The organism is Bacillus sp. 3255 (assembly GCF_031456485.1).
Taxonomy (GTDB): domain Bacteria; phylum Bacillota; class Bacilli; order Paenibacillales; family NBRC-103111; genus Paenibacillus_E.
Genome location: NZ_JAVDUS010000022.1, coordinates 131,334 through 144,605 on the forward strand (window position 1 = coordinate 131,334; position 13,272 = coordinate 144,605).

A 13,272-nucleotide genomic window follows, 5' to 3' on the forward strand; every position below is an offset into this window, starting at 1 on the left:
TTACATGTAGATATTCGCGAATTGATTATGTTCTCCTGCTCTTTAAGAGAAGCCACATGTAAGCACTCCCCCTGATTCTGCCAAGTTATCCGTTAACACCTGACATGCTTGCGCTTGAAACCAAGCTTTCCTCTCGCTTCTGCCTTTTGAATATTTTCCAAAGCGTTAAGAAACCTGCTTTTTCCCTTGTCATTTATGATTTCTACCGGGCATACGGCCTTAGCCGTTGCGACCGCCTGATCATGAAGCGGCGAATAGGACGTCGCCACCGTGTATATAAAATTATTCATGGCATATTTCGTACGCTCAGGAGCATCGCGAATCGTATTTTCCACTTGTTCTAGCATCTTGGCGAGCTTGCTTTCAGCGAATTCACTGTCCGGCCGGCTGCCCAAGAGCCAGCAATAACAACTCCAGCCTGCCGACATTCTCAAATCTTCACCGCTTCCAATCCACTTATCAGCAACATCCTGAGCAATGTCCGCTTCGGACAAAGTGACAGCCACTACATAATCGGACAACATGTAGAAATACGCTGCATCCATCCAACGATCATAATCCGCCTCCGTCATGACATTCGGTTCTGCAATGATGCCGGCGAAGTACATGGCGTCGTAATTGCCTGTGGCATATAACTGCTCCGCCAAAGATTGATTGAGCTTGGTTTTCTTGAGAATCGGCTTCATCTCGCCCGTCGCAACGCCAAATAACGGCTCTCTCGCGCCATTGGATATGTACATTTTCTTGAGCCGTTCTTTGCCAAGGGCTTCAAGCTCCTGCATAACCATTTCAAGATCCATACTGTAACACTCCTTCTGCGGGTTGTTTACGCCCTTATTTTACCATATATTCATCCCGTTAGTGGTACAACCAGAGCTGGAAGTCCCCAGTTAACCAAACGAAAAAACACCGCCAACTTCAAGACGGTGTTCATATTTTGAAACATCAATAAGATTCACGAATCTGACTTGGATGCGCCTGTGCGTCCAACTCGCGCATCGACAGCTTGGCCCCTATCGATCTGAAGCTGCCGATAACGTCTTCGTAGCCGCGCTCGAGGTGCTCGACACCTGTTATACACGTGCTGCCCTCAGCCGCTAAACCGGCCATCAGCAAGCAAGTGCCTGCACGCACATCAGTAGCATGCACCCAGCCGCCTTGCAAGGGCCGTCCTCCGCTGATCAACGCGCTGTCCTGCCGCAGCTCGATCTCTGCACCAAGCCGCCGCAGCTGCGGAACGTGAGCGTACCGCTTGGGGTAGACACGATCGGTAACGATGCTCTTGCCCTTCGCTTGCAGGAGAAGCGCAGTCATGGGCTGCTGCAAATCGGTGGCGAAGCTCGGATACATGCCTGTGCGGATACGCGTCGCTTTCAGCGAATTCGCCCCATAAGCCGTAATGTGGCTCTCGCCGCTTTCCAAATGCATCCCTATTTCCTCCATCTTGGCCAGACATGAGCCCAGATGCTCGGGGATGACGTCCATGACGGTAACCTGCCCCCCGTGGAGCCCGGCCGCCATCAGAAAGGCACCGGCAATCAGCCTGTCGGGAATCACCGTGTGCGTTCCGCCGTTCAGATAGGAGACGCCTTCAATTCGAATAAAATCCGTACCTGCCCCGTAGATTCGCGCACCCAACTGGTTCAGGAAGTTTGCCGTATCGCACACTTCCGGATCTACAGCTGCGTTGTACAGTTGTGTCCGTCCTTTGGCCAGCACAGCCGCCAGCATCGCATTAATCGTCGCGCCGGAAGTAATGGTGTCGAAATAAATGTCCGCCCCCTTCAGCTCAGCAGCCTCAACTTCGTAATAATCTTCGAAGAGACGCACCTGCGCTCCTAGCGCTTTGAATACCTTGATATGCTGATCAATCGGTCTTGAGACGAAATCGTCACCGCCAGGCAATCCGATCGTCACTTTGCCGAATTTGGACAGTAACGCACCTGCGAAATAATAAGACGCCCGGTAGCTCGAAGCTTTGCCTGGATCGATCACGGAGCTATGAATCCATCGCGGGTCAATGATGACTTGCCGGCCTTCCTGTCTAAGCTTCATCCCGATATCCCGGCCGATATCGGCGATAATGCGGACATCGTCTATACGGGGAATCCCCTCTAAAGTTACGATACTGTCCGCCAGACAAGCGGCGGCAAGTAAAGCAAGGGAGCTATTCTTCGCTCCCGGTATATGTACCGTTCCGTTCAGGGGACCTGAGAACTCAGCCTGTATATACTTCATGAAGTGTCCCTACTTTCGTTATGACGATTTCAATTCCGTTTCGAGCATATAGCCGCTGCCTCGCACTGCACTAATCAGAAAGGTAGCTTTGCCGTACTTTTTGCGTACCCGGTAGATCAAGGCATTCAGCTCGTCCAACGTCACATCGGAGAAGCCTTCTGCTCCCGTTGACCTTTCCGGCCATACGCTGGATTTAATTTCCTCGAGCGGAACGAGCCGGTTGGCATTCTCATGCAGCACACGAATCAGTAAATATTCTTTCTCTGACATGAGGATTCGCCTGCCTTCGACGATACATTCTCTTCTTTCCCAATGAATCGTGAGTGGCAGTTCCGGAATTTCTAGCATCCTGGTGACGCTAAGCGGTTCGATTTCTAGAGTCTGATCGGCGAACGTATATGAAAAGTGGATGACGGTCATCCCTTTTGAGAGCTTAATGATATCAAAATTTTTCAACGTATATGGGGTGTGCGGCGTTAACAGTACGCCATTGATCTCCGTTCCGTGCCGGCTTCCTAAATCATATAGCACCGCCGCGTCTTGTTCTTTGCGGATGACGAGATGCTCCCGGGAAATAAAAGCGTTCGTTAAGGCCAAGTCCGGAGTAAACTGATTGGATACCCGGCCGACCCGCGTTTCATCTTCACTGAGATTCACGATGGTGCCCGGTCGATAGGGTTCACCACGTACGATGTATAAGCATGCAAAGTTTTCCAGTATTCTCCCCTCCATTCGCTGAAACAGCTTTCCCCCTTCTAATGGGATAACCCCAGTCATCATCGTACCCCAAACGCAGGCTGATTAAAACCCCTTGACACTGACGTCTCGCTCACATTTCGGTAACATCGGGAACCGGAAAGCATGCATGCAGTTCCCAAATTCATGCAACTTTACCACCGGCTTGACGTCTATTTATGTGAAATACGCGGTTTTTCAATTTATAGGAAATGAGTTGATCGCTTGCTATTATCCGTTCGAAAAATTGCACTTAGCTGTGCGGCCATTGTGCTGCTTGCGTGTGCAGCGCTGCCCGTTCAAGCCACGGCCGGCACCTCGATCCGTGCATCCATTCCGAAGTTTCCTATTACACTTAACAACACTTCATTGGACCAGGCCTACAGTGAGTACCCATTTTTACTTTACAAAGACATTACCTACATGCCTATGACGTGGAACAATCTTCAATCGCTGAATATTGAGTATCAGTGGAGCGATGATGCGGGGCTGATTTTATGGCCAAATCGTAATTATCCGCCTCCTATACGGACGTCTCGGGCCGAGCAGGATCTGAGCAAAACGCGTAACAGTACATCGTACTCCGTTCAATTGGCAAGTTTCCCGATTCAATTCGGAGATAAGAAAATTGAAAATGCGGAAGAGCCTTATCCGTTCTTAACATTCCGGGACATCACCTACATCCCGCTTACATGGCAATTCGCCCATGATTTATTGCGACTCGATCTTGTTTGGAATGAACAAACGGGGCTTGGCATCATTGGCGGTCAGAATGTCATGCAGGACTCATCGGCGACGATGATCAAGCCTTGTATTTTTATTCTTTGCTGGGTGCGGATGACGAGAAGGCGATGGTGAAAATCGACAAGTCCACTCATCAAGCCGAGCTGCAAAACCGCAAAGCGCTGGAGGCGTTCACCAACCGACTCATCGATTCCAAGCACCCTATGGGCGGGAAACCCGTGGAGTTGACGCGCAAAGGCCGCGATTTATATGATGGTAACCTGAAGATCTACACACTGACGGACTCCGATGTATGGGAAGCAGCTGACTGGGGTCCGCCGGTACATTCCTATACGAGGTTCGAGGCGGCGAATAACGCATATATTCTCTCTATCAATCTAAGACTTCCAATCCCTGTGATCGGTCCGAACTATGGAACTACCTACAACTTCTTGGTCCGCGACGGCAAGGTGACGCAGCTCGCTGATTTGAGTCAAAGGCTGGACCGGGTCATACCGAATCCAGACGGGACGACGTGGATCGCATCGGCCTTGCTGCCAGGCCGCAATGGCATGATCTCCGGCACGGCGCGGCTAGCTTTACTGGATCGGGAGGGAAATGTTCACGACGTAAACGACCTGCTTGGTGAGCTGGACGTTCAGGTGCTGGGCCTAACGAACCCGATGCTTACAGATCCTTCCGTCGGGGAAGGCAAGTTGTACGTCGTGATGAACGGTATAAATTCAAAAGATTTCTCACCGAACGAGCAAAGCGGACTGTACACCATGACAACGGAAATAAAAATGGAGCGTGTATCCGAGCTTGCGGAAGGCCTCTATTACATGGATAAAGCACACAAAATTTACATTATTCGGGCAAATAACACGATCGTTGACCAAGCGAAGGATGAAGTTTGGCGTTGGTTTGATGCAGATTTGGATCAATAACATGAGGTGCCGGGGCAATTCGGTGCGGGTACAAGCGGATTGTACAATAAAAAAGCCATAGGAGCTCCCTTCCTGGGAATCTTATGGCTTTTATTGTTTGCTGATTTTCAGCACTTTATAACTTGTTCGCACGCGTACTTCCTCCAAATTCGTCTACCCCGCGAATGTCATACCCTCTTTTTATAAGCCTTCATGGCAAAGAAATAAGCGACGAACACAATGCCGATGCACCACGCAAGCGCAATCCATATCTCATTCCCCACTTGTTGTCCTGACAGCAATGCGCGGATGGCTTCTACAATCGAGGTTACCGGTTGGTTTTCGGCAAAGACGCGAACGACGGTCGGCATTGACTCAGTTGGCACGAATGCTGAGCTGATAAAGGGCAGGAAGATAATCGGGTAGGAGAAGGCGCTTGCGCCATCGACCGTTTTTGCGGACAAGCCGGCTATAGCGGCAACCCAAGTTAAGGCCAACGTAAACAGCGCAAGGATGCCGGCTACGGCCAGCCATGGCAGCACGCCAGCGGATGAACGAAAGCCCATAATCAACGATACGAGAAGGATGACGACAACGGAGATTGCGTTGGATACTAGCGAGGTAAGGACATGCCCCCAGAGCAAGGTGGAACGGGAAATCGGCATGGTGTGAAACCGCTCGAAGATGCCCCGCTGCACATCGGTAAACAGGCGATAAGCCGTGTAAGCCACACCGCTGGCAATAGCAATCAGCAGTATACCGGGCAACAGGTAATTCACATAGTTATCCGTTCCGGTTTGAATGGCACCGCCGAACACATAAACGAACAGCAGCATGAAAGCGATCGGCATGATGGTGACCGTGATGATGGTATCCATACTGCGGGAAATATGACGCATCGAACGTCCAACCATAACGCCCATATCGCTGAAAAAATGGTTCTTTGTCGTCTCCATTCACTTCTCCTCCTTTGTGCCGACGATGGCGAGGAAGATCTCTTCCAAAGTCGGCTGCTTCTCAACATACTCCACCTTGGCGGGTGGGAACAGCTTTTTCAGCTCCGAGAGCGTGCCGCTGGAGATAATCCTGCCCTCATGCAGAATGGCAATTCGGTCGGCAAGCTGCTCTGCCTCCTCTAAATACTGCGTAGTTAAGAAGATGGTCGTGCCTTTGTCCGCCAGCTCCTTGACAATCTTCCAAACTTCTATACGCGCTTCGGGGTCAAGCCCTGTGGTCGGTTCGTCAAGGAAAATGATCTGCGGTTTCCCCACAAGGCTAAGGGCGATGTCGAGCCTGCGGCGCATCCCGCCCGAATAAGTAGCCACCCTGCGGTCCGCGGCGTCTGTCAAGCCGAAGCGTCGGAGCAAGTCGTCCGCTACTTGACGCGGATCCTTAAAGTATCGCAGCTTCGCAATCATGATCAAATTTTCCCGTCCGGTTAAAATTTCGTCCACAGCGGCGAATTGCCCGGTCAGACTAATCGCCTGACGGACATGATCGGGCTTAGCCGCGACATCGAATCCATTGATAGCGGCAGTGCCGCCATCCGGTTGGAGCAGCGTGGTGAGAATTTTGACAACTGTTGTCTTGCCTGCCCCGTTGGAGCCAAGGAGAGCGAATATACTCCCTTTTTCCACCTCGAAATCTACGCCCTTCAGCACTTGATGCTGCTTGTAGGATTTAATCAGTCCTTTTACTTGAATGGGATTGGTTTGCACGGTTGGCATCGGATTCCCTCCCTTAAATTAAACGACAGTAACTTGGGACAAATTGGCTTCCATGCCTTTGAGCAATGCATAGGTCAGTTTATCCATCGTTGCGCCGTCAAAGCAGATGGTTTTGATCGCACGATAGTACTTCTTAGAGAACGTAAACGCAGACTGAAAAGAAACATTCTTTAAAGTAGCGCCCTTGAAGGAAACTCCGTTCAATCCCGCTTTGTCAAACTTAACGCCGATAAACGTCTGTCCGTCGAAGCACTGCCCGGTCAGATCGGAGTATGTGAAGTCAACCCCATCAAATGAACAACCTTCAAACATCGTTTTTCTAAGATCGGTCATTGTAAACGTCACGTCGGTCATTCTTATTCCTGTGAATTTGACGCCGTCAAGCCCCGACTTGCTGAAATTGGTTCGTACTAGGATCGACTTGTGGAAGCTTGCCTTGGACAGGTCAAGCGTGGATAGGCTGCAGTCCGTCAGATTCGCGCCGTCAAAAATGGCTTCGCGTACGTCGCTGCTCTTAAACGAGCTGCCGGTCAAATCTGCGCCCGAGAAATCGGAACCATGCAGCGCGCTGCCTTTAAACTGCCCTTTGTGCGCGGTAACGCCTGCAAAGTCGCTTTTGGCCAAGTTGCTTGCGCTAAAGTTTGTCACGACTTGCCGTTCCAGCGAACGGGAGAGGTTGGCGACCTCCAGGATCGTTTGTTCAATATCGCCGATGCTCTCAATCGTCATCTGAAACGCTGTTTCATCATCCTTGCCCTCCGCTCTGAGTTCGCGGTATCGCTCCTGTAAATCCAAGAGCAGGTCGGCCTTTAATTCGTTGACGCTTTTCACCCCATCGTATGGCGTAAAAACGCTGTTCAAATAATCCGTCAATTTGGGATTCATCATATCCAATCTCTCCTTATACTAAATTTTCTAATACGCGCTTGGCGTATTCCCAATTGCTTTTGTTACGGGTGTAAGTGTCCTTGCCCTTCTCGGTAATTCTAAAATATTTGCGCCGTCCTCCCTGAGTTTCATCGCCCCAATACCACTCGATATCCCCGTCTGCCTCAAGCCGCCGGAAGCTGGAGTACATCGTCGCTTCCTTCAACTCATACTCGCCTCCCGAGCGCTCGGCAATCAGTTTGACAACCTCGTAGCCATAGCGATCAGCTTCAGACAAGAGCCGTAAAATCATCGTATCCGTATGTCCGCGAAGCAGGTCGGATGTGATCTTGTTCTCGCTCAATTCAATCACCTCCATATCCGTATAATAAGTCATATTACTATGACTGTCAAGGTACTGTTTTAAATTAAATACTTTGCCTAGAAAAATCGGCGGATTCATAATAAAAAACCCGCGCATGAGCGCGGTTTTCTTGGATGATGTAAGGCGGGGATTGTTCCCGCTCCTTCAGCTTGTCTGCGATTTACGACAGACGCCAGGCAGCTTTCATCCTGATGATCCTTACCTCTATCGCAAGCATCTTTCCTGATAAGCAAGCAAGCGCACAGCGGCTAGTCCTTAAGTCTGCAGCATAACTGGAAAAACGCCAGTTAATCGAAGCTAGAGCTGGCCTTGGGAGATGAATAACAGGAATTTCTCCCGTTAAAATAGGGCTGAACGGGCCACTTTGCGGCATTATTCATCGAGATAACAGGAGAATCTCCAGTTATATCTCTAGAAGTTCTATGCGCGCAGAAGGCTTGGTCTGGGATAAGCGCAAGTGAAATTGAAGAACTGGTTGCCTGCTGCGAGAAGCAGCGCTATGAAATTTACGGCGACCGGATTCGAGCTCGTTACGGGCATAGCCACGATAAAGTGCAATACCCCGTCGGAGAGCCGCCGGTGCTTCTTTTCCATGGAACGAATGCAAAGGCTGCGCCGGTGATTCTGAAGGAAGGAATGCAGGCCATGGCTGCCAATACGTGCATATGTCCGAAGGGCTGCATTTTGCCATGCTGGCTGGCAGGCGAAGAGGGGAGCTAGTCATTCTATGCATAAATTTGGCTAAGGCCCGTTCGGCGGGAGTTAACTTCTACTATGCGGGCAATGAAGTGTGGCTTGCAGATGCTGTGCCGGCCCAATTCATCTCACTATATAAGGAAGGCGAGACGTGAGCCATGCGCCGGTCGTTCGATGGCGATCGGTCGCAAGAGCGCTGGAAGCCGGCGTGTCACCGAAGGTGCGGCCGGCACGAGCGTGAGAAGCAGCTTGTCGCGGCCCGGTAAGCGGGATGGGGGGCGGCGATGCCGGTGGGGGGCGGCGATGCCGGTGGGCGGCGGCGGTGGCGCCGGTGGTGCGGCGGCGCGACGGCGCGAAAGCGCGACATAGCGCGGCATTCGTCCACGTAACTGTGGGCGTTCCACGGTCGGAGCTGAGGCCAAAGGACCCTCACGCCAGCGGAAATACAGTTCGCTATTACGGCTGAATTAGCGGTTCTGGAAGGTAAAGCGGAAATACAATGCGTTATCCTTGCTGAATTTGGGTGTTTCGCAGCTCAATCAGCATAATAACGCATCTTATTTCCGCTTCAGCGGCTATTGGCCCTCGTTTTACTAAAATAAGGGCCTGTATTTCCGTTCCGCTCACGCGCCGCCAAGCTTCCCAACCGAATCTACTGTCATCACGGCAGAACTCCATCCTCGTACCCTTAAGAGCCTGTCCCTTCAATGTCGCACACATCCACCTAACAAGCTGCCGCGCCGGAATGACCTCGCTACTATTTATTGCCTAACAACCCCACGAGTTCCCCCTTGGAAATATTGTGGCCCAAGGACTCTCACGCCAGCGGAAATACAGTTCGCTATTACGGCTGAATTAGCGGTTCTGGAAGGTAAAGCGGAAATACAACGCGTTATCCTTGCTGAATTTGGGTGTTTCATAGCTCAATCAGCATAATAACGCATCTTATTTCCGCTTCCACGGCTATTGGCCCTCGTTATACTGAAATAAGGGCTTGTATTTCCGCGGCTAGGCCCTCTAAATAGGTGTCTTGTCCACCCAATTTGAAAACTTAGTCGGTGGCATCAATTCTAAGCTTCCATGCATTTTACGGTTGTTATAGAAGTCCATATAGGTTTCGAACGCTTCAGAAGCATCCTCCCCAAGCGTATTAAATGCTCTTAGGCTGAGTAGATCACGTTACGTTCGTAGTATGTTGACTCCGATATCCCAAGGATGTGCAGTACAACTGCTGCTGGCTCACCCCGCTTAATGAATGGGTCTGCTACTTCAAATTTTTCTGATAAGCGGGGTTTTTCTTTTTTAATAGCTCTCGGAGGATTTCTATTTCGAGTTCTTTCTCACCAAGAACTTTCACCGCTTTTTCATAGCGCTCCTCCACCTCCTGCAGTCGCCGTAATTCCTCTATGTTCTCATCTGTTCGAGGGATCTCCGATTCTGGGATGGCGTCGCGGTAATCGTTCACCCACAAACGGATGGTTTCGGGGTGTGTGTCATATAAGCGGGCGAGTACCCCAATCTTAACACCGGCCAATGCTTCGTTAACTATTTTAAGTTTTTCTTCCTCTTTAAACCTCTTTTTCATTCTGGATCATCTCCCTTGCTTTTAGTTTAATTTATTGGTTGAGAGGACTCCAGTTTAATTAAGGGGCCTAAGAGGAATCTCCAGTTATATCTCTACAAGAGGATTTTTAAGCTGAAATAAAAGGAGAAATTCCAGTTACGCTTGCGTCGGGGCCAGGATGGGCCCTTATAAATGGCTTAAAACCGAGCTTTTTGTTGATCTACAGCTAGTCAAGAATAATTTTCAAAGAAGATTCTCATGGTTTTCTAATAAAGCGGTCTGATCCCTTTCGAGCCCACGGTTTGCTCTCCCTCTAGTAAATTATAGGAGACTTTCAGTCTGCTATACTAGGCTTAGCTACGAAATAGCGCTCATAACAAGGAGGAAGACAACTATGAAACTACATCATAAATGGAGCAAGCGCTTGGCAATTATGACAATTGGAGCAACAGTTGCTATCTCAGGAGGGCTAATCAGTAGTCCACAACCTACTCAAGCTGCTACTGCTGCTACAATCACCGCAACGTCAAAAGCGGATAAAATTATTTCTTTAGGGAAAAGATATTTGGGCACGCCTTATAAATTCGGGGCCAAAGTCGGACAGACACGCAACTTCGACTGCTCGACCTTAACGAAATATATTTTCGGGAAATACGGCATTAGCCTGCCGCGGACAGCTGCTCAGCAATCGAGAGTCGGTAGTTATGTTTCGAAAAGCAATTGGAAGAAAGGCGACCTGCTATTCTTCTCCGTTCCGGGCAGACCCGGAGTCGGCCATGTAGGCGTTTACGTTGGAAATAACAAAATGTTAAACACTTACGGTGCCGGCGGTGTGAAAATCACTACGATTAACTCCTATTGGAAGTCTCACTACATGACAGCACGCCGTGTGATTAAATAGGTTCCACAGAACGGTTAACGAACTATTGATCTCTTTGAGATTAGTAGTTCGTTTTTTTCATATTCTTATCATTTGAAATCTTTATTTTCCAGCATGATTAATTGTGTATTTGAGGATTTTGCGATTTTCTTTGTATGATGAACGAGATGGATAATGTCTTGATAGGCTTGTTTAGCTCCAATAATTAATAACGGTACGCCTATAAAATCAATCTTCAGCCACCGTGACAGCATGCCGCCACATGTCATTGAAAAAGGCACCGTCGGAGACGTATTGGATAATATAATTTTTTCATGCAGAACCCCCTCCTCAATCAACATATCGATCAAATTAAGAATCTTAGACCTGCCTCTCCCCATTGTATAGACCTTGTTGCCGTCCTCATCTTTCCCGTGAAAGTATAACTTTCCTCTGTCCTTATACACTAATTTATTAAAATTATGCGTGTTCAGGATTTCTTTCTTCGTGGGCTCGCGAGTTTCATCCAACTTCTTCAGATGATAAGCTGCAGCCAAAGCCGTCGTATGCGTCCCCCCGAAATCGTTATAAATATATATCATTGGCAAGCCACCTCATTCTCTTTATTATCATTATCCCCCACAATGACAAAAACAATCGATACAATGCTTGACATCTGCAGCCCCGTGCAAATTAAAAAAGCCTGCAGCTAATTCGCCACAGGCTGAACAACATTATCAAAATAATGATGAGAACGATTCTTTGCTAATTACCAGACGAATGTCATAGTAACAATAACCAATAGAATGAAGAGAACTAAAATTGCGGCTGCGCTTGTCGTATTACCTGTTGTATACCCCATAGTTCGTATCCTCCTTCCTTGGAAAAAGCAATCACTTGTAGAGAGGAATCCATGCTGCCAATTTTCATCCAAATGACATAATCGCAATTAAGGAAATGTAAGACCTTACAAGCTGACTGAAGTGAGAACGATAACCAGTAAGATGAACAGAACAAGGACGGTTGCTGCCGATGTATACCCTCCACCATAGCTTCCAGCAGATGACGCGGTGTAACCCATAAAGTGCTCCTCCTCTTGTAATCAAAAGTTTGACGACTTTATAAAGTACGAACCTATTAGCGCATTTGCTTGGACGGAATGATCAGTTACATGTGCCTATCCCTTCATGGCCGGCCGCCGCTGTGTCTTTATCACTTATTCCCGCTCCCTATCATCCCCCTTTTCTACGGGACCACAACACAACCGGAATAAGAAGCAAGGACAGAAATCCTCCAGCCAAGGAGAGTGTCGAATAGCTGGACTGAGCCACAACCATCCCGGACAAGGCGCCTCCGGATGCCCCAGCCAGAGCAATAAGAACGTCCACGGTTCCTTGCGTCTTCGCGCGTATTTGGGGAGTCGTGGCATCGACGATCGCCGCTGTCCCGCTGATCAACCCGAAGTTCCACCCTAATCCAAGAAGCGCAAGTGCAAGAACGAGCAGCACCGTTGAGTCCCCGGGTGCATATGCAGCCAGTAAGCCGGCCAAGAGCAGCGTAATACCTGAGGCATAGGACATGGGCAATCTTCCGTACTTATCGACGAGAACACCCGTTAATAGCGATGGCAGATACATCGCAGCAACATGGATGCCGATCACAACACCAACCTCTCCAAGTCCGTGTCCGTGATGCTTCATGTGAACCGGCGTCATGGTCATAATGCCGACCATAACAATCTGGGTTACTACCATCACTGACGCGCCAACAATGATCCCCCGTTTATTGAAACCCGCTTCCAATGCATGCGATGATGGCAGTGTGCCGTTCTGACGATCTTTTAATCGCTCAACCTCTGCAATGGCTTTGGCCACGATCAAAGGATCAGGCCGCAGGAAGATGAGCAGCACGAATCCCGCCAACAGATATGCGATGGCCGCCAGCATAAAGGGCCCGGATAACGCAGGAGCGCCAAGAGATGTCGCTATCCGACCTGTCAACGTGACAAGATTCGGCCCGGCAACCGCGCCAATGGTCGTGAAAACCATAGCCGTACTTATCGCTTTGGCCCTTCCTGTCGGGAGGGCCAGATCCGTTCCGGCATATCTGGCCTGCAGGTTGGTTGCCATCCCTGCTCCATAGAGCAGCAGCGAAAGCAAGAGCAGCCCGATATGATGGAAGACGGCTGCCAGGACGACGCCTGCAGCGCCAAGCCCGCCTGTTAAGAAACCCGCAGCCAGCCCCGCACGACGCCCCAAGCGTTGGGACAGACGGCCGACGATTAGCGCCGCGGCAGCAGAGCCTAACGTAAACAGGGCAGTCGGAACGCCGGCAAAGCTGTCTGTTCCGAGCATATCCTGTGCGAGCAGTGCCCCTACCGTGATTCCTGCAGCCAATCCCGCCCCGCCAAAAATTTGAGAGGCAACGACGATGATCATCGTTCTTTGGTGCAGCTGACGCTGTTTCTCAGGGGAATCCACATATTGCTTCAGTGATTCTCTCCCGTTTTCTATTTGTTCTTGATCGAGTGCTGTTCGGCTCGACATGTCCCC

15 protein-coding genes and 1 pseudogene are annotated in these 13,272 nt (G+C 49.8%); 4 read left to right on the forward strand and 12 right to left on the reverse strand.

What is annotated here, in order from left to right:
• Positions 1 to 92: 92 nt before the first annotated feature.
• The 3 genes from J2X61_RS28765 to J2X61_RS28775 form a co-directional block, all read right to left on the reverse strand.
• On the reverse strand, positions 93 to 800 hold the full coding sequence (locus J2X61_RS28765; protein WP_310192907.1) for a DNA alkylation repair protein: 708 nt from the start codon (positions 798 to 800) through the stop codon (positions 93 to 95).
• A 145-nt stretch (positions 801 to 945) separates the two neighbouring features.
• Positions 946 to 2,238 carry a UDP-N-acetylglucosamine 1-carboxyvinyltransferase gene (gene murA, locus J2X61_RS28770; protein WP_310192909.1) on the reverse strand — a complete coding sequence of 431 codons (1,293 nt, stop codon included), beginning with the start codon at positions 2,236 to 2,238 and terminating at the stop codon, positions 946 to 948.
• 18 nt (positions 2,239 to 2,256) lie between these two features.
• Positions 2,257 to 2,895 carry an FHA domain-containing protein gene (locus J2X61_RS28775; RefSeq protein ID WP_310192912.1) on the reverse strand — a complete coding sequence of 213 codons (639 nt, stop codon included), beginning with the start codon at positions 2,893 to 2,895 and terminating at the stop codon, positions 2,257 to 2,259.
• Positions 2,896 to 3,198: 303 nt separating this feature from the next.
• Between J2X61_RS28775 and J2X61_RS28780 the strand changes: the two genes are divergently transcribed.
• Complete coding sequence (locus J2X61_RS28780; protein ID WP_310192915.1) at positions 3,199 to 3,831, forward strand: hypothetical protein; 633 nt, start codon at positions 3,199 to 3,201, stop codon at positions 3,829 to 3,831.
• Positions 3,783 to 4,643 carry a hypothetical protein gene (locus tag J2X61_RS28785; protein ID WP_310192917.1) on the forward strand — a complete coding sequence of 287 codons (861 nt, stop codon included), beginning with the start codon at positions 3,783 to 3,785 and terminating at the stop codon, positions 4,641 to 4,643. The genes J2X61_RS28780 and J2X61_RS28785 overlap by 49 nt, the downstream gene beginning before the upstream one ends.
• A 167-nt stretch (positions 4,644 to 4,810) precedes the next feature.
• Here the strand turns inward: J2X61_RS28785 and J2X61_RS28790 are convergent, their stop codons facing one another.
• From J2X61_RS28790 to J2X61_RS28805, 4 genes are read right to left on the reverse strand one after another with little or no spacing between them, the layout of a single operon-like run.
• On the reverse strand, positions 4,811 to 5,578 hold the full coding sequence (locus J2X61_RS28790) for an ABC transporter permease (RefSeq protein WP_274472724.1): 768 nt from the start codon (positions 5,576 to 5,578) through the stop codon (positions 4,811 to 4,813).
• The gene (locus tag J2X61_RS28795) at positions 5,579 to 6,349 is read right to left on the reverse strand and encodes an ABC transporter ATP-binding protein (protein ID WP_310192924.1); all 771 of its coding nucleotides are present in this window, start codon (positions 6,347 to 6,349) and stop codon (positions 5,579 to 5,581) included.
• An 18-nt stretch (positions 6,350 to 6,367) separates the two neighbouring features.
• The gene (locus tag J2X61_RS28800; protein WP_274472816.1) at positions 6,368 to 7,234 is read right to left on the reverse strand and encodes a pentapeptide repeat-containing protein; all 867 of its coding nucleotides are present in this window, start codon (positions 7,232 to 7,234) and stop codon (positions 6,368 to 6,370) included.
• Between the two features lie 16 nt (positions 7,235 to 7,250).
• Entirely contained in the window at positions 7,251 to 7,580 is a 330-nt protein-coding gene (locus J2X61_RS28805; RefSeq protein WP_274472722.1) for a PadR family transcriptional regulator, read from the reverse strand.
• A gap of 492 nt (positions 7,581 to 8,072) precedes the next feature.
• Between J2X61_RS28805 and J2X61_RS28810 the strand changes: the two are divergent.
• Positions 8,073 to 8,452: pseudogene (locus J2X61_RS28810) on the forward strand (RNA 2'-phosphotransferase).
• Positions 8,453 to 9,561: 1,109 nt separating this feature from the next.
• Here J2X61_RS28810 and J2X61_RS28820 read toward each other — a convergent pair.
• Positions 9,562 to 9,882: a helix-turn-helix domain-containing protein gene (locus J2X61_RS28820; protein ID WP_310192927.1), complete on the reverse strand. Its 321-nt coding sequence runs from the start codon at positions 9,880 to 9,882 to the stop codon at positions 9,562 to 9,564.
• A 373-nt stretch (positions 9,883 to 10,255) separates the two neighbouring features.
• On the opposite strand from J2X61_RS28820, the gene J2X61_RS28825 reads away from it, so the two are divergent.
• Positions 10,256 to 10,762, forward strand: a complete 507-nt coding sequence (locus J2X61_RS28825; protein WP_274472720.1) for a C40 family peptidase — start codon at positions 10,256 to 10,258, stop codon at positions 10,760 to 10,762.
• A gap of 68 nt (positions 10,763 to 10,830) precedes the next feature.
• Here J2X61_RS28825 and J2X61_RS28830 read toward each other — a convergent pair whose 3' ends face one another.
• The 4 genes from J2X61_RS28830 to J2X61_RS28845 all read right to left on the reverse strand — a co-directional run bounded on the left by J2X61_RS28830 (position 10,831) and on the right by J2X61_RS28845 (position 13,266).
• The gene (locus tag J2X61_RS28830; RefSeq protein WP_310192930.1) at positions 10,831 to 11,322 is read right to left on the reverse strand and encodes a DUF3189 family protein; all 492 of its coding nucleotides are present in this window, start codon (positions 11,320 to 11,322) and stop codon (positions 10,831 to 10,833) included.
• Between the two features lie 167 nt (positions 11,323 to 11,489).
• Positions 11,490 to 11,582, reverse strand: a complete 93-nt coding sequence (locus J2X61_RS28835) for a YjcZ family sporulation protein (RefSeq protein WP_310192933.1) — start codon at positions 11,580 to 11,582, stop codon at positions 11,490 to 11,492.
• Positions 11,583 to 11,687: 105 nt separating this feature from the next.
• Positions 11,688 to 11,801, reverse strand: coding sequence for a YjcZ family sporulation protein (locus tag J2X61_RS28840; RefSeq protein WP_310192935.1), 114 nt, complete (start codon positions 11,799 to 11,801; stop codon positions 11,688 to 11,690).
• A 151-nt stretch (positions 11,802 to 11,952) separates the two neighbouring features.
• Entirely contained in the window at positions 11,953 to 13,266 is a 1,314-nt protein-coding gene (locus J2X61_RS28845; RefSeq protein ID WP_310192938.1) for an MFS transporter, read from the reverse strand.
• Positions 13,267 to 13,272: the final 6 nt, after the last annotated feature.